The 15,952-nt window shown below is 60.2% G+C and carries 13 protein-coding genes; all 13 read left to right on the top strand.

Annotation, left to right across the window (positions count from 1 at the left end):
• The first annotated feature begins 73 nt into the window (after nt 1-73).
• The 13 genes from AC13DE_RS08020 (at nt 74) to AC13DE_RS07960 (ending at nt 15,941) form a co-directional block, all read left to right on the top strand.
• Entirely contained in the window at nt 74-1,255 is a 1,182-nt protein-coding gene (locus tag AC13DE_RS08020) for an acyl-CoA dehydrogenase family protein (protein ID WP_037929806.1), read from the top strand.
• Nucleotides 1,252-2,031, top strand: coding sequence for an enoyl-CoA hydratase/isomerase family protein (locus tag AC13DE_RS08015; protein WP_114865548.1), 780 nt, complete (start codon nt 1,252-1,254; stop codon nt 2,029-2,031). The genes AC13DE_RS08020 and AC13DE_RS08015 overlap by 4 nt, the downstream gene beginning before the upstream one ends.
• Nucleotides 2,032-2,040: 9 nt before the next feature.
• Nucleotides 2,041-3,201: an acyl-CoA dehydrogenase family protein gene (locus AC13DE_RS08010; protein ID WP_037929810.1), complete on the top strand. Its 1,161-nt coding sequence runs from the start codon at nt 2,041-2,043 to the stop codon at nt 3,199-3,201.
• Nucleotides 3,202-3,227: 26 nt separating this feature from the next.
• A complete protein-coding gene (locus tag AC13DE_RS08005; protein WP_114865549.1) occupies nt 3,228-4,619 on the top strand; it encodes a phenylacetate--CoA ligase family protein in 1,392 nt (463 codons plus the stop codon).
• Nucleotides 4,616-6,223 (top strand): acyl-CoA carboxylase subunit beta, encoded by a 1,608-nt coding sequence (locus tag AC13DE_RS08000; RefSeq protein WP_114865550.1) that lies wholly within the window; start codon nt 4,616-4,618, stop codon nt 6,221-6,223. The genes AC13DE_RS08005 and AC13DE_RS08000 overlap by 4 nt, the downstream gene beginning before the upstream one ends.
• 10 nt (nt 6,224-6,233) lie before the next feature.
• A complete protein-coding gene (locus AC13DE_RS07995; protein WP_114865551.1) occupies nt 6,234-8,240 on the top strand; it encodes an acetyl/propionyl/methylcrotonyl-CoA carboxylase subunit alpha in 2,007 nt (668 codons plus the stop codon).
• A 4-nt stretch (nt 8,241-8,244) separates the two neighbouring features.
• Nucleotides 8,245-9,204, top strand: coding sequence for a hydroxymethylglutaryl-CoA lyase (locus tag AC13DE_RS07990; RefSeq protein WP_037929818.1), 960 nt, complete (start codon nt 8,245-8,247; stop codon nt 9,202-9,204).
• A gap of 12 nt (nt 9,205-9,216) precedes the next feature.
• On the top strand, nt 9,217-10,131 hold the full coding sequence (locus AC13DE_RS07985) for an SDR family NAD(P)-dependent oxidoreductase (RefSeq protein ID WP_114865552.1): 915 nt from the start codon (nt 9,217-9,219) through the stop codon (nt 10,129-10,131).
• Nucleotides 10,131-10,925: a citryl-CoA lyase gene (locus tag AC13DE_RS07980; RefSeq protein WP_114273059.1), complete on the top strand. Its 795-nt coding sequence runs from the start codon at nt 10,131-10,133 to the stop codon at nt 10,923-10,925. The genes AC13DE_RS07985 and AC13DE_RS07980 overlap by 1 nt, the downstream gene beginning before the upstream one ends.
• A 3-nt stretch (nt 10,926-10,928) precedes the next feature.
• Nucleotides 10,929-12,092 carry an acyl-CoA dehydrogenase family protein gene (locus AC13DE_RS07975; RefSeq protein ID WP_037929824.1) on the top strand — a complete coding sequence of 388 codons (1,164 nt, stop codon included), beginning with the start codon at nt 10,929-10,931 and terminating at the stop codon, nt 12,090-12,092.
• A 10-nt stretch (nt 12,093-12,102) separates the two neighbouring features.
• The gene (locus AC13DE_RS07970) at nt 12,103-12,939 is read left to right on the top strand and encodes an HTD2 family dehydratase (RefSeq protein WP_037929827.1); all 837 of its coding nucleotides are present in this window, start codon (nt 12,103-12,105) and stop codon (nt 12,937-12,939) included.
• Between the two features lie 196 nt (nt 12,940-13,135).
• On the top strand, nt 13,136-13,939 hold the full coding sequence (locus AC13DE_RS07965) for an ABC transporter ATP-binding protein (protein WP_051694609.1): 804 nt from the start codon (nt 13,136-13,138) through the stop codon (nt 13,937-13,939).
• A gap of 4 nt (nt 13,940-13,943) precedes the next feature.
• Nucleotides 13,944-15,941 carry an AMP-binding protein gene (locus AC13DE_RS07960; protein ID WP_289086120.1) on the top strand — a complete coding sequence of 666 codons (1,998 nt, stop codon included), beginning with the start codon at nt 13,944-13,946 and terminating at the stop codon, nt 15,939-15,941.
• Nucleotides 15,942-15,952: the final 11 nt, after the last annotated feature.

The following is a 15,952-nucleotide window of genomic DNA, read 5'->3' as shown; positions in this document are numbered from 1 at the left end:
TCCGCTTGATCTGTATTCTAACATTTGTTAGATTTTAGGGAAGAACATATTTCGGTCATGGGGAGGATCGCGGGTGCAATTCCAGCCAACAGAAGATCAAAAGGCCTTTCGCGAAACGGCAAAGAGGTTTGCCACCGAGAAGCTGGCGTCGAGTTATCAAGAGCGCGCAAGCGGCCACACCTTCGACCGGGCGCTGATCAAACAGATGGGTGCGCTGGGGTTGATCGGTGCCGATCTGCCCGAGGAGTTTGGCGGGCTTGGCGAAAGCTCGGTCACGTCCGGCCTGATCGTCGAAGAAATCGCCTATGCCGATTTCAACGCCAGCTATGTGCAGCTTCTGGGCTCTCTCATGGGCGGCATGGTGGCGCAGCACGCTTCGAAAGAGATTGCGTCGGAATGGGTGCCCAAGGTTGTGTCCGGCGAAGCGGTCATCGGGCTGGGTCTGACCGAACCACGCGGCGGGTCGGACGCGGCGAACCTGATTCTGAAGGCCGAGAAATCCGGCAACGGCTGGCGGCTGAACGGCGAAAAGACATCTATGAGCTTTGCCAGTCAAGCCGATGCCGCGGTGGTTTTTGCCCGCACCGGCGATCCGGACGCAGGCGCGCGTGGGGTCAGCGCCTTTTTCGTTGATCTGAACCAGGAGGGTATCAAGCGCACCCATTTCGACGACATCGGCACCAAACCTGTCGGGCGCGGATCGGTGTTTTTCGACGACGTTTTTGTACCGGCGGAAAACATGATGGCCGAGCAAGATCGCGCCTTTGGTACCATCATGGCCGGGTTCGACTATTCCCGCGCGCTGATCGGGTTGGAATGTCTGGGTGCCGCGCAGGCGTCGGTTGACGAAACATGGGCGTATGTCCAGGAGCGCGAAGCGTTCGGCGCGCCGCTCGTGCAGTATCAGGGTGTCAGCTTTCCGCTGGCCGAGGCAGAGACCCAGCTGACCATGATGCGCCAGCTTTGCTATTATACGCTGGACCTGCGCGACCGTGGCCTGCCCCACACGTCGCAAGCGGCGATGTGCAAGTGGTACCTGCCTAAGACCGCCTGCGAGATCCTGCACCAGTGTCTGATCCTGCACGGGCACTATGGCTACACAACCGACCTGCCGCACCATCAACGCTACAACGACGTTCTCGGCCTGCAGATCGGTGACGGCACCGCGCAGATCCAGAAGCTGGTGATCGCCCGCGAAAAAGTCGGGCGGATGGCGCTGCAATACGATAAGAGGGCGAAGGGAGGTTCGAAATGAGCGATCCCGTCATCGCCAGTATCGAGGGTGCGACCGGCATCATTGATCTGGCCCGCCCCGAGAAGTTCAATTGCCTGTCACTGGACGTGCATGAGCGCATCGCTGCCGCGCGTGCGGAATTCGAGGCGAACCCGGACATTCGGGCGATCCTCATTCGCGCGCAGGGCAAGCACTTTTGCACCGGTGCCGACCTAAATGAAGTGAAAGGTAAATTGAATGATCCCGCCGCGCTGGACCACTTCATCGCCTTCGGCATGAAGAACCTGCGCGCGCTCGAAACGTCCTCCCTCCCTGTCGTGGTGGCGGTGCAGGGGCTGTGTCTGGCCGGCGGGATCGAACTGATGTTGGCCTGTGACGTGTGCTTTGCGGGCGAAAGCGCGCAATTCGGCGATCAGCACGCGCAATTCGGCCTGATCCCGGGTTGGGGCGGGTCGCAGCGGCTGACGCGGCTGATGGGCCAACGCCGGGCACTCGATCTGATGTTTTCGGCCCGGTGGCTGAAGTCGGGCGAAGCCAAAGAGGCCGGTCTGGTAAACTATGTCGTGCCCGATGCGGAATTGCACGAGGTCGCGCTGGAATATTGCCAGACGATCGCGGGCCGCTCGCGCAACGGTATCGCCGAGATGAAGCGCCTGGCACGCGAAGGTGCAGACCTTGGCATCGACCAGCAAATGCGGCTTGAGCGTGACGCCGCCGTGCGCGCCCTGCCCAGTGATGATGTCGCAGAGGGGCTCGACGCCTTCGAGAACCGCCGCAAACCTGCTTTCAAGAGTTGAGTAGACACCATGGATTTTACCCTGAACGACGAACAACGCCAGATTTACGAATACGGCGGTCAGCTGGCGCAGAAATACGACAATGCCTATTGGCTGGATCACGCCCGCAAGCATGAATTCCCTCACGACATGTTCAAACAGATTGCCGATGACGGTTTTCTGGGGATCATGGTGCCCGAGGAATACGGCGGCGCAGGTCTGGGCATGACTGAAATGGCCCTGTTCATGGAAGGCACCGCCAACCACGGCATACCGCTGCTGATGATGGTGGTCGGTCCGACCATGTCGCTGGCGCATATCGCCAGCCACGGGTCCGAATTCCACAAGAAAGAGCTTCTTCCGGCAGCATGTCGCGGCGACATCCAGTTTTGTTTCGCGATCACCGAACCGGGCGCCGGATCCAACACGATGAAGGCCACCACGCTGGCCAAGCGCCGGGGCAACCGGTTCAGCCTGTCGGGCGAAAAGACCTTTATCACCGGCGCCGAGGTATCCGATTATTGCCTGGTGGTGGCGCGGACAAAGCCGCATGATGAAGTGAGCCGCAAGACCGATGGCTTTACACTCTTTGCCGTGGACCTGAAGAAAAAAGGCGTCGAAAAGCAGCGGGTGAAGATTTCGATCCCCCTGCCCGAGGAACAATGGACCCTGTTCTTCGACGAGGTCGATCTGGGCCCCGAAGATGTGGTGGGCGAGGTGGACGAGGGATTCTCGATCCTGTTCGACAGCCTCAACCCCGAACGGATTATCCTTGCCGCGTTGTGCTGCGGCATCGGACGGTTCGCGCTGAACAAGGGTGTGGCCTATGCATCCGAGCGCAGTGTTTTCGGCCAGCCCATCGGCGCGCATCAAGGTGTACAGCACCCGATGGCCAAGGCGCACACTGCGGTCGAGATGGCCAGCCTGATGACCCGTCGTGCAGCGTGGGAATTCGACAACAAGCTGCCTGCCGGAGCGTCTTCGAACATGGCAAAATACGCCGCCGCCGAAGCGGGGATCGAAGCCGTGGATGCCGCGCTTCAGGCCCATGGCGGATCGGGCTTTACCGAAGATACGGGGCTTTACGAAATGTATCCGCTGGTCCGCCTGCTGCGCACGGCACCGGTGAACCGCGAACTTTGCCTCAGCTATATTGGCGAAAAGGTCATGGGGCTGCCGCGATCCTATTGATCGCGCGGCCGGGAAGGGAGGACGACATGCAATTTGGAATGCGCTTCCGGCGGCAGGACGCCGCCGACAAGGTGAACGACCGCTTCTGGCACGAGATCGAGGGTAAGCCGCTTGATGAGGTGCGCCGTATTCAGGAAGAACGGCTGCGCGATCAGATGGCCTATCTCAAGGCGAATTCTACCTTCTATCAGGAGAAGTTCGCCGAGGCGGGCGTGGATTTCGATGACATCCGCACCATCGAGGACCTGCAGAAACTCCCCTTCACCTACAAGACCGAAATCCGAGAAAGCCTGGCCGCCGAACCGCCCTTTGGCAAGCACCGTGCTGCGCCGATGTCGGACATTATCCAGATGCAGGCGTCGTCCGGGACCACCGGCAACCCGTCCTATGTGGCGCTGACCGAAGCGGATACCGAGATGTGGCACGAGATGACGGCGCGCTGTTTCTTCGCCAACGGCGTGCGTCCCGGTGACATGGTACTGCACGCGTTTTCGCTGGCCAAAGGCTTTGTCGGGGGCATTCCCGTGATGCAGGGCCTGCAGTACATGGGCACAATCGACGTACCGGTCGGGGCCGACGGCGGTGCGGAACGGCTGTTGCGCGCCTGTGCCGATACACGCCCGCGCTGCATTGTCGGGGCCCCGAATTTCGTTCTGCACCTGGCGGAAAAAGCGCCGGAAGTGCTGGGCTGCAAGGCCAGCGAACTGGGCGTCGAGCAGATCGTCGTCGGCGGCGAACCCGGCGGCGGTATTCCAGCCATCCGTGCCAAGATCGAAGCGGCCTGGGGCGCGAAATGCACCGAGATGCTGGGCGGCACCGATCTGGGCGTGACTTACTGGGCCGAATGCGATGCCCAATCGGGGATGCATATGGTCAATATGGATTATATCATCACCGAACTGCTCGACCCCGAAAGCGGCGAAATCATTCCTTGGAAAAAAGGCGCCGAGGGCGAAATGATCTATACTGCAATCGGTCGTCAGGCGAGTCCGGTCGTGCGCTTTCGGTCAGGTGACTATATCGAGGTCATCGACACCGAATGCACCTGCGGCCGCACCGGTCCGAAAATCCGTTGCACCGGACGGACCGATGACATGCTGATCGTGCGGGGGGCCAACGTGTTCCCGTCGGCCATCAACAGCGTGATCACCGAAATGGTGCCCGAAACCAACGGAGTCATGCGCATCGTGGCCGATTTCGAAGGCCATACCACGCAAGGCGCGCTGACGGTGATCGTGGAACGCGGCCCTGACCGCAATACGGCAGATGATGCTGGCCTCAAGAAAAAGATTGAACAGCGCCTGCGTGACGCCCTTGTCTTCAAGGCCGACGTTCATCTCGTGGCCGCCGACACCTTTGAAAAACCCGGCGCCGCCAAGGTCGCCTTTGTTCTGAGAGAATACCCTGACTTGCCATGACGAAAATGAAATCCCTCCTCGACACCGGATCTGATGATTTCCGCAAGAACAACGCGCAGTATCGCGAAAAAATCGACGAACTGCATGCGCTTCGGCTCACGCAGCGGGTTGGTGGACCTGAGAAGGTGCGGAATCGACACATCGAAAAAGGCAAAATTCTGCCGCGCGAGCGCATTGAACGCCTGGTCGATCCGGGTACGCCGTTTCTTGAACTCGGCGAACTGGCCGGACTGAACATGCACAAGGGCGTGCCGCCGGGTGCCGGCATCATTACCGGGATCGGTGTGATCGAAGGCCGCCAATGTATGATTATCGCCAATGACGCCACTGTTAAGGGCGGCACCTATTTCGGGATCACCTGTCGCAAACATGTGCGCGCGCAGAAAATTGCCTGGAAAAACCGCCTGCCCGTCATCACGCTGGTCGATTCCGGTGGCGCGTTTCTGCCCGATCAGGCGAATCTGTTCCCCGACGAAGGCCAGTTCGGTTCGATCTTCCATCAGCAGGTCGGCATGTCGGGCGATGGTGTGCCGCAGATCGCCGTGGTCTTGGGGCCCTGCACGGCGGGCGGCGCCTACATCCCCGCGCTCTGTGACGAAGTGGTGATCGTGCGCGGTCAGGGCTTTATGTATCTGGGCGGGCCGGAACTAACCTTTGCCGCAACCGGTGAAAAGGTCGAAGCCGAAGAACTGGGCGGCGGCAAGATGCACTCCTCCGTCTCCGGCGTAACCGACCATTTGGCCGAGGATGACGCGCATGCGTTGGCGATCACCCGCGATATCGTCAGCCACTTGGGCGAAAAGCCCCTGCCCCGCAAGACACCCACCGAACCGCGTGCGCCTGCTTACCCGACCGAGGAAATCTACGGCATCATCAGCCGCGATCCCAAGGTGCCGACCGAGAACCGCGAAATCATCGCGCGTCTGGTGGATGACAGCGATTTCCACGAATTCAAGCCGCTGTACGGTGACACGATCATGACCGGCTGGGGCCGCATCCACGGCCACGAAGTCGGCATTATCGCCAATACCGGCGTGCTGTTCGTCGAGGCTGCGCTGAAGGCCACCCATTTCATCAACCTCTGCGTTCAGCGCGATATTCCGCTACTGTTTCTGGCAGATGTGAACGGCTTCATGGTGGGCCGTGAGGTCGAGCAGATGGGCATCGCCAAGGCCGGTGCAAAGATGATCACCGCGATGTCCTCGGCACGGGTGCCTAAATTCACCATCATCACCGGCGGATCCTATGGGGCCGGGTATCTGGCGATGTTGGGCCGCCCGTTCCAACCAGATGCGATGTTTGCCTGGCCAACCGGTCGATCGGCGATCATGGGTCCGGAACAGGCCGCCAGCGTACTGGCACAGGTCCGCGCCCAAATCAACGAACGCGAAGGCGAAAGCTGGACGCCGGAAGAGGAGGAAGCCTTCAAGGCGCCCATCCGCAAGGAATACGAGGATTTCCAAGGTGCTTACAATTTTGCCTCGAACCTGTGGATCGACAGTGTGATCGAGCCTTGTGAAACCCGCGATGTCATGGCGCTGATGCTGGATGTGACGTCGCGCAGACCCAAGGTCGAAACCAATTTCGGCGTGTTCAGGATGTGAGGCCCGAGAAATGAAAATCAAAACGCTTCTCATCGCCAATCGCGGCGAAATTGCCTGCCGGATCGCGCGCACCGCGCGGGCCAGCGGTATCACCCCTGTCGGCGTGCACTCGCAGGCCGACGCCAACGCCCTTCATGTCCGCGAGATCGGACACTCCGTCTGTATCGGCGGCGGCCCGGCATCCGAAAGCTATCTGAAGATCGACGCGGTGATCGACGCCGCGAAATCGGTCGGCGCGGATGCGATCCACCCCGGGTATGGCTTTCTCGCAGAGAACTCCGAATTCGCCCGTGCGGTAGAAGCCGCCGGAATGATCTTTATGGGGCCGACACCCGACACGCTTGACCGTTTCGGCGACAAGGCCAGCGCCAAAAAAGCCGCCGTTGCGGCCAGCGTCCCGGTCATTTCAGGTGCCGAAGGCGCGCGGTCCGATCCACACGAAATTGCCACCGAGGTGCGTGCGATGGGCCTGCCTGTTCTGCTCAAGGCTGTCGGCGGCGGTGGCGGGCGCGGCCAACGGCTGGTGACCGACGAGACCACACTTGAGGAAGACATCGAAGGCGCGCTGCGTGAGGCAAGGTCCACCTTCGGCTCCGAAGGGCTGTTGCTCGAGCGGTTCCTGCCAGAGGCCCGCCATGTCGAGGTGCAGATCGCGGGCGACGGCAAGGGCCATGTGGTGCATCTGTTCGAACGCGACTGCACGCTACAGCGCCGTCATCAGAAAGTTATCGAAGAAGCTCCGGCATGGGGGCTCCCCCGCACGCTGCTGGACCAAATCGCGCAGGACGCGGTGCGCCTGGGTGAAACGCTTGATTATCGCGGTCTGGGCACGGTCGAATTTCTGGTCGCAGGGGAGGAGTATTTCTTCCTTGAGGTGAACCCCCGTATTCAGGTGGAGCACCCTGTCACCGAGGCAATAACCGGGCTTGATCTGGTCGCGCTTCATCTCCGCATCGCCGAAGGCGCGGGCCTTGGCCTGGTTCAGGACGATCTGGCAATCAACGGCCATGCGGTCGAGGCACGGCTTTACGCCGAAGACCCGGCAATGCAGTTCGCCCCCTCGACAGGCACGCTGACGACACTCAGCCTGCCGGATGGTCTGCGCATCGACAGCGGTGTCGAAGAAGGCGACGCGGTAACGCCGTTCTACGATCCGATGATCGCCAAGCTGATCGTTCACGCACCTGACCGGGAAACCGCCCTGGCCCGGCTGGCGACGGCGCTTGATCATGTCGCGGTCGAAGGTGTGCAAACCAACCGGGCTTTCCTGACGGCGTTGGCGCGCAACCCTGAATTTGAACAGATGCAGGTGCATACCCGCTGGATCGACGGCAAACTCGACGCGCTGACACAATCAGGTCCCCTTGCCCGCCCCGAATTATGGAAGGCCGCCGCGGCCATTCTTTTCGTGGCGGCATCGCGCAGCGACGCAAGCGCCAATCCATGGACCAACCGCGACACCTTTACCGGTTGGCGGCTTGGCCTGGGTGGCGGTCCGATCGAGGTGGTACAGCGTGTCACGCTGACCGATTCCGCCGACACCTCCGAGGAATTGCGTGTCGGACCCGTTAAAGCACGCGGCAGGTACACCGTCCTGACGGAAAACGGAATTGCGGCGACACTGTCGATGCGTGAAGTCGCGCCGGGCCGTTGGCGCGTGAGCGAGGGTGACACGGTCTACCTCATCGACGCACGGATTCACGCAGGCGTAATCGAGATGGCCACACCCGAGGGCCGGCTCGTCTACCGCCCGGCCGCGCCTTTGGACTTTGCTGGAGGCGATGCGGCGGCGGATCGGGCCGTGGCCTCACCGCTTACCGGCATGATCGTCGAAATCAAGGTGGCCGATGGTCAACCCGTGGCCGAAGGCGACGTGATCGCGGTCATGGAATCTATGAAACTTGAAATATCGATCCGCGCTGCCGCAGCAGGGATCGCCAGCAACATATCCGTCTCGAATGGGGACATGGTCGATCGCGGCCAGGTCATCGCCGAGATACTGCCATCCGAGGAGTGATAAGATGAGCGACTTTCCCAAATTCGTCGAGTTCAGAGAAGAAGGCCCGCGCGAGGGCTTTCAGATCGAAAAGAAGATTTACCCGATCGAAAAGCGGATCGAACTAATCGACATGCTCAGCGAAACCGGTTTGAAACGCATTCAGGTCGGCAGCTTCGTCAGCCCGAAATACGTGCCCCAAATGGCCGATACCGGCGAGCTGTTCCAGCGTATCAAGCGCAAGCCGGGAGTGAACTACACGTCGCTTTGGCTGAACGACAAGGGGTTTCGCAAGGCACTGACCGCGCATGAGGTCGATATCGACCCGCGCCTGTTATTCTATCCATCCGAGGCGTTTGCGCAATCGAACAACAATTGTTCTTCCGCCGAAATGCGCGAGAAGCAACGTGACTGGGTCCGGCTTTACAAGGAAGAAGGCTATACCGTCGACGCCGCCTACGTGATGACGGCCTTCGGCTGCAACTTCGAAGGCCCGATTTCACAAGAGCGCATTCTCGACGATTTCCGGTTTATCCTCGCGCTTTGCGAGGAGGAACAGATCCCTGTGCCAATCCTTGTCGTCGCGGATACAATGGGGTGGGGAAACCCCGAAGCAGTGAAGCGGATGATCGGTGCCCTGCGCGAACTGGCCCCGGACGCCCGGATCGGCATGCACATCCACGACACGCGCGGGCTTGGTATCGCCAATCTCCACGCCGCCCTTTCGATGGGCGTGGACATGTTCGAAAGCTCGGTCGCCGGTCTTGGGGGCTGTCCTTTCGCGGGCCACGGCCATGCGCGCGCTGCTGGCAATGTCTGCACCGAGGACGCGGTTTTCCTGTGCCATGAGCTGGGCATCGAAACCGGCATCGACCTGGACAAGCTGATCGCGGCCGCGCTCAAGGCGGAAGAGATCATCGAAGCGCCGCTCATGGGCCGCGTCATGCATACCGGCGGTCTCGACAAATACCGCAAGACAAGCTGAGGGAGGACGAAGATGTCAAAGGCACTTGATGGAAAGGTTGTTCTGATCACCGGAGCGGGTGGCGGGATCGGTCGAGATATTGCGCTGATGGCTGCGGCCGAAGGCGCCGCCGTGGTGGTTAACGATCTGGGCGCGTCGCTGAAAGGCACCGGCCAGACGGAAACCGCGGCGCAAAAGGTGGTTGAGGAAATCAAGGCAGCGGGCGGCGACGCAATCGCTGACGCCGGCAGCGTTACCGAACCGGACGCCGCGCGCGCGATGATCGAGGCTGGCGTCAAGGAATTCGGCCGCATAGACGCCGTGGTGAACAACGCCGGCATCCTGCGCGACTGCTTCTTCCACAAGATGACCTACGAGGATTTCGACGCGGTGGTGAAGGTCCATCTTTACGGTGCCTTCAACACCAGCCGCGCCGCCGCCGACTATTTCCGCGAACAGGAAAGCGGGGCATTGGTGCATATGACTTCGACCTCGGGGCTGATCGGCAACTTCGCCCAGGCGAACTATTCCGCCGCCAAGCTGGGCATCGCCGCCTTTTCGAAATCGGTGGCGCTGGACCTCAAGCGCTGGAACGTGCGGTCGAACTGCATCGCGCCCTTCGCCTGGAGTCGGATGATCTCGTCGATCAAGACCGACACGGAGGAACAGAAGGCGCGCGTCGCCAAGATCAAGGAGATGACACCGGCGAAGGTTGCGCCAATGGCCTGTTTCCTGATGAGCGACCGTGCGGCAGATGTGTCGGGGCAGATCTTCGCGGTGCGCAAGAACGAGATATTCCTGTTCAACCAGCCTCGCCCCCTGCGCTCCGTCCATTCCGGTGAAGGCTGGACCGCAGATGAAATCGCCGAGCGCGCTATTCCCGCGCTCAAGTCGCAATTCACACCGCTGGAAGTATCAGCGGATGTCTTTCCGTGGGATCCGGTCTGATGGCTAAACGCAAAGAGAAAATTACCTCCGACATCGGCTGGAGCACCCCCGACCAAATCAGTGTGCGGGGGCTCGACCTGCCGAATGAGATTTTGGGCCACATGAATCTCGGCGATCTCGCCTTTCTGCAACTGACGGGCCGCAAGGCCACGCCCGAAGAAAGCCGCGTTTTCAACGCCATCGTGATTACCCTGGTCGAACATGGCATCACGCCGTCAGCCCTGGCCGCACGCATGACCTATATGGGTGCGCCGGAGTCGCTTCAGGCGGCTGTCGCGGCTGGGTTGTGCGGGTTGGGCACCGTGTTTGTCGGCTCGATGGAGGGCGCATCGAAGATGCTTTACGAGGCGCTGCCCGAGGACAAGCTTGGCACCGGCGCCGATCTGGACGCCATCGCGCTGGAGACCGTCGAGAAATTCCGCGCCAAAAAGGCCATCGTGCCGGGCCTGGGCCATCCTGTGCACAAGCCGGTCGATCCGCGTGCTCCGCGCCTGTTCGAAATTGCGGCGCAGAACGGCAAATCCGGTGAATACATCGAGTTGATCCAGAAGATACAGGCCGTTGCCGAAGAGAAGTCCGGCAAGATGCTGCCGATCAATGCCACCGGTGCAATCGGTGCGATCTGCTGCGAATTCGGCTTTCCCTGGAAGATCGTGCGCGGTTTCGGTGTCATGGCACGCGCCATCGGGCTGGTCGGTCATATCCTTGAAGAAAGCGAGAACCCGATTTCCTATGAGCTGTGGCAGCGCGCCGAAGAGGAAATCCTCGAAACCTCCGGCCCCGGAGCATCCTGAGCCATGCAAACATCGGCCCCTGAAACACATAATGATCTGCGCGACGCGTTGCGTGCGCTCTGCGCGCAGTTCCCGCCCGAATACCATCGCAACTTCGGCGAGGATAACACCTACCCCGAGGAGTTTGTCGATGCCCTTACCCGGGAAGGTTGGCTCGCTGCAATGATCCCCGAGGAGTACGGCGGATCGGGTCTTGGCCTGACCGAAGCCTCGATCATCATGGAAGAGGTGAACCGTTGTGGGGGCAACGCGGGTCACTGTCATGGGCAGATGTACAACATGGGTACGCTTTTGCGGCACGGCTCGGACGCGCAAAAGCAGCAGTACCTGCCTGGTATCGCCAGCGGCGAGCTGCGCCTGCAATCCATGGCCGTGACCGAACCGACCACCGGAACCGACACCACCAAGCTCAAGACTACAGCTGTCAAAAAAGGCGACCGCTATGTGATCAACGGTCAGAAGGTCTGGATCAGCCGTATCCAGCATTCTGACCTGATGATCCTGTTGGCGCGGACCACCCCGTTGAAGGACGTCCAGAAGAAATCACAGGGCCTGTCGATCTTCATGGTCGATCTGAAAGAGGCCATCGGCAATGGTATGGAGGTCCGTCCCATTGCCAATATGCCGGGACACGAGACCAACGAAGTGTTCTTCGACAACCTCGAAATTCCCGCCGAGAACCTGATCGGCACCGAAGGGCGCGGCTTCTACCATATCCTGGACGGGTTGAACGCGGAGCGGACCCTGATCGCGGCGGAGTGTATCGGCGACGGCTACTGGTTTGTGGACAAGGCCCGCGCCTATGCCGGCGAGCGCATCGTGTTCGACCGCCCCATCGGACAAAATCAGGGTGTGCAGTTTCCCATCGCCAAGGCCTATGTGAACGTCGAGGCGGCCAACCTGATGCGCTTTGAGGCTTGTCGGCGTTTTGATGCGGGGCAGGAATGCGGAGCGCAGGCAAACATGGCCAAGCTGCTGGCCGCCGATGCCAGCTGGGAGGCGGGCAACGCCTGTATCCAGACCCACGGAGGCTTCGGCTTCGCGCGGGAATACGATGTCGAGCGCAAGTTTCGGGAGGCCCGGTTGTATCAGGTGGCCCCGATCTCGACCAACCTTATCCTGTCCTATGTCGGCGAGCATATTCTCGGTATGCCGCGGTCTTTCTGAGGAACGCCTGATGCAGATCGATCTTGAATCGCTCAAGCCCTGGCTGGGACGGACCGAAACCAAAGAGGACATCCTGACGCCGAGCCTGATAGACAGGTTCCGCGCCACGTTCGACGCGCATCTTTGGGCCGGTGCGGGCGACGTCCCGCTGGGAATTCACTGGTGTCTGACCCTCGATTCTGCACCGGGAGGCTCTCTCTCGGACGATGGGCATTCTCCACAAGGCAGGTTCCTGCCCCCTGTTCCGTTGCCCTCGCGGATGTGGGCCGGGAGCGATGTCACGCATATCGCGCCGCTCACTGTCGGGCAAACGGTCACGCGCCGTTCGACCATCGGGGACATAACCGCCAAACAAGGGCGCAGCGGAACCTTGGTTTTTGTAGCCGTCAATCACGAGTATTCGAATGGCGAAAAGGTCTGCATTCAGGAAAAGCAGACTATTGTCTATAAAGACATCAGCCGATCGCAATCCGAAAAGCACACGTTCGTAGCCCCGGACCCGACGACGCTCAGATCGCGCCTCACCCCGGATTCGGTGCTGTTGTTTCGCTATTCGGCGCTGACGTTCAATGGCCACCGTATCCATTATGACCAGCCCTATACGACCGAAGTCGAAGCCTATCGCGGACTTGTCGTGCATGGCCCCCTGCAGGCAACGCTGCTCCTGAACCTTGCAGCGGATGCCTTGAACAAGGCTCCTCAAGGATTTTTATTCCGAGGCCTCGCTCCGCTCACCCTGCCCTGTGAAATACAGCTGAATTGCCGACCCGATGGCACCACAGGTACGGTCTGGTGTCAGGACGAAACCGGCGTGCGTTGTTCTTCCGCCGATTACTCCGCGACCTGATTATTTATGCGAAGTTATCAGAGTCAGTTGTTGATTTATTTTTCTAACATGTGTTAGTTTTAGATAACCGCTCGGTGGAAAAGCCGGGCAAACTTCCGGCAAAGATTCCGGGAAAAGCGCGGGGAGGAGCGTTGATGCGAGGAGACCTCGACGTCAATCGGGTGGCAGTTCATGCCTTGTCGATTGACCGCACAACATGCTGTCGCAGGCAGATGTGGATCACGGTGTGACCACATCTTCGGAATTGGCGCCTTTGGCGGTTCGCGGCGCGACACTGAAATTCGGCGGTGTGACCGCGCTGGACGACGTAAGCATCACTGTGAATGACGACGAGTTGCTTGCAATCATCGGTCCGAACGGTGCCGGCAAAACGTCGCTTCTAAATGTCACGGCAGGGTTTTACCGCCCACAGAAGGGACACGTCGAACTCTCCGGCAAAAACGTGACGGGCCTGCGCGTGGATCAGATCGCCCGGCGCGGTCTGGCGCGTACCTTTCAGGGCACCCATCTTTTCGCCGGCCAGACCGTGGTCGAAAACATCATGATCGGTCGGCACATGCTGATGAAATCGAATGTGATCCAGGCGTTTTTCCAGTTTGGTCCCGTGATGCGCGAGGAATCGGAGCATCGAGAAGCGGCCGAGGAGATCATTGATTTTCTGGAGATCGAGGCGATCCGAAACAGGCCCGTGGGCACATTGGGTTACGGGCTGCGCAAGCGGGTCGATCTGGGGCGTGCGCTGGCGCAGGAACCATCAATCCTGCTGATGGACGAACCGATGGCGGGCATGAACTCGGAAGAGAAAGAAGACCTGGCGCGCTTCATTCTCGATGTGCGCGAGGCGCGCAAGATACCGGTGGTTCTGGTCGAACATGACATGGGCGTGGTGATGGATCTTGCCGACCGGATCGTGGTGCTGGATTTCGGACGGGTGATTGCCGAAGGCACGCCCGAGGAGATTCAGAAAAACCCGGCTGTGATCAAGGCATATCTGGGGTAGCGGAATGGTCAAGCAACGAACAGCAATGGTTTATTCCGACCCGGCAGTGACGCAAAGCGAAACCCTGCCCCAGGTCCTGCTGGCCCGCGCGCTTTCCGAGCCTAGCGGGCTTGCCGAACGGCACAAGCGTCTGGGTATCTGGCGCGAATTCACGTGGGCAAATGTGCTGGAAAGGGTCCGTGCGTTGGCGCTCGGGCTGGAGAGCAAAGGCCTGAAAGCCGGCGATTCCGTCATGATGATCGGGGAAAATGAGCCGGAGCATTTCTGGGCGGAATACGCGGTACAGTCGCTGGGCGGGAAAGTCCTGTCTGTCTATCCCGACCAGACCGCCGAGGAGATCCTCTATCTCGCTCAGGATTCGCAGACCCGGGTTTTTCTGGCGCAGGATCAGGAACAGGTCGATAAATGTCTTGAGGTCGCGGATGAGTATGACGGTGCCATTGCGATCGTGTACTGGGACGGGTCGGGCCTTTGGGGCTACGACCATCCGCTGCTGGATTCCTTCGAAAGCGTAAGCGACGCCGGGCGGCAGATCCACGACAGCGACCCAACCCGCTTTGAAGAGCACGTCAAGCGCGGAAAAGCAGAAGATACCGCGCTACTGTCCTATACGTCCGGGACGACGGGCAAGCCGAAGGGTGTCGTCATCAGTTATCGCTATCTGTTCGATAACTGCTCTCGGGTGATGGGTGCGATCGACATCGCGCCCGGGACGGAATACCTGACATACATTTCTCCCGCCTGGGTGACGGAACAGATCTTTGGCCTGTCGATCGGACTGATCGCGCCCATGGTGGTGAACTTTCCCGAAGGCCCGGAGGACGTGCTGACAAATATCCGCGAACTGGCGGTCGACGCGCTCGTGTTCAGCCCGCGCCAGTGGGAGAACCTTGCCTCCATCGTTCAGGCCCGGATGCTGGGGGCCGGTAAGGTCCGCAACGCGATGTACGATTGGGGTATGAAGGTTGGTCGCGCGGTTCACGTCGAACGGTTGGAAGGGCGCAGCCCAAGTCTTGCCGCGCGGTTGCAACTGCCTCTCGCCGAGGCGCTGGTCCTGCACCACCTGCGCGACAATCTCGGTCTCGGCAAAGCCCGGAATGCGCTGAGCGGTGGTGCCCTGATGGCACCGGACGTCTTTCGCATGTTCCACGCCATGGGCGTGAAGCTGCGCAATGTCTACGGGGCGACAGAAATCGGGTTGCTGACCGCGCATGTGGGCGACAGCTATCAGCTGGAGACGAGCGGCAGCTGGATGCCGAGCAATACCGCCTATGGCGAACCGCTGGAATACCGGGTTTCCCCCGAGGGCGAGCTTCAGGTTCGCGGCGGATCGGGTTTCGGAGGCTATCACGGCAAACCTGACAAGTCAGCCGAGGTGCTGACCGATGACGGCTGGTACGAAACTGGCGACGCCGTGTCGATGACAAACGACGGCGAGCTGTTGTTCTTTGACCGTGTCAAGGACATGCGCCGGCTGGCAAACGGGCACAGTTATCCGCCGCAATTCATCGAGACACGGTTGCGCTACAGCCCTTTCATCAAGGATCTGATGACCCTGGGCGACGAGACCCGAGATTTCGTGAGCGCGCTGATAAATATCGACATGGAAGTTCTCGGGCGTTGGGCAGAAGAGAACAAGATCAGTTTTTCAACCTATACCGACCTGTCGCAGAAGCCGGAGATTCTGGATCTTATCAAAGGCGAAGTGGCACGGATCAACACCCTTCTTCCGGAAGGTTCACGCGTTGCCCGGTTCGCTAATTTCCCAAAGGAACTCGACCCGGACGAAGGCGAGCTGACCCGCAGCCGGAAACTCCGTCGGGCGTTTCTCGAAGAGCGGTATGAGAAGCTTGTTCAGGCGATCTATGACGGCAAGGCGGAGACCGACCTTGAAATCGCCGTGACCTATCAGGACGGTCGGCAAGGCGTGCTGAAGGCCACGGTTCGGGTATCGGATGTGGAAAATGCATCGAAGGCTGCCGGTCGGCAGTCGCAAACCTAAGGGAGGTCGAC

The organism is Sulfitobacter sp. L-8 (assembly GCF_056859255.1).
The sequence above is the reverse complement of the archived record's forward strand: the minus strand, read 5'-3'. Positions and strand labels throughout refer to the sequence as shown.

Coding starts and splice junctions, on each gene's coding strand:
- AC13DE_RS08015 (WP_114865548.1), top strand. CDS start 1,252: ATGAGCGATCCCGTCATCGCCAGTATCGAGGGTGCGACCGGCATCATT.
- AC13DE_RS08010 (WP_037929810.1), top strand. CDS start 2,041: ATGGATTTTACCCTGAACGACGAACAACGCCAGATTTACGAATACGGC.
- AC13DE_RS08005 (WP_114865549.1), top strand. CDS start 3,228: ATGCAATTTGGAATGCGCTTCCGGCGGCAGGACGCCGCCGACAAGGTG.
- AC13DE_RS08000 (WP_114865550.1), top strand. CDS start 4,616: ATGACGAAAATGAAATCCCTCCTCGACACCGGATCTGATGATTTCCGC.
- AC13DE_RS07995 (WP_114865551.1), top strand. CDS start 6,234: ATGAAAATCAAAACGCTTCTCATCGCCAATCGCGGCGAAATTGCCTGC.
- AC13DE_RS07990 (WP_037929818.1), top strand. CDS start 8,245: ATGAGCGACTTTCCCAAATTCGTCGAGTTCAGAGAAGAAGGCCCGCGC.
- AC13DE_RS07985 (WP_114865552.1), top strand. CDS start 9,217: ATGTCAAAGGCACTTGATGGAAAGGTTGTTCTGATCACCGGAGCGGGT.
- AC13DE_RS07980 (WP_114273059.1), top strand. CDS start 10,131: ATGGCTAAACGCAAAGAGAAAATTACCTCCGACATCGGCTGGAGCACC.
- AC13DE_RS07975 (WP_037929824.1), top strand. CDS start 10,929: ATGCAAACATCGGCCCCTGAAACACATAATGATCTGCGCGACGCGTTG.
- AC13DE_RS07970 (WP_037929827.1), top strand. CDS start 12,103: ATGCAGATCGATCTTGAATCGCTCAAGCCCTGGCTGGGACGGACCGAA.
- AC13DE_RS07965 (WP_051694609.1), top strand. CDS start 13,136: ATGCTGTCGCAGGCAGATGTGGATCACGGTGTGACCACATCTTCGGAA.
- AC13DE_RS07960 (WP_289086120.1), top strand. CDS start 13,944: ATGGTCAAGCAACGAACAGCAATGGTTTATTCCGACCCGGCAGTGACG.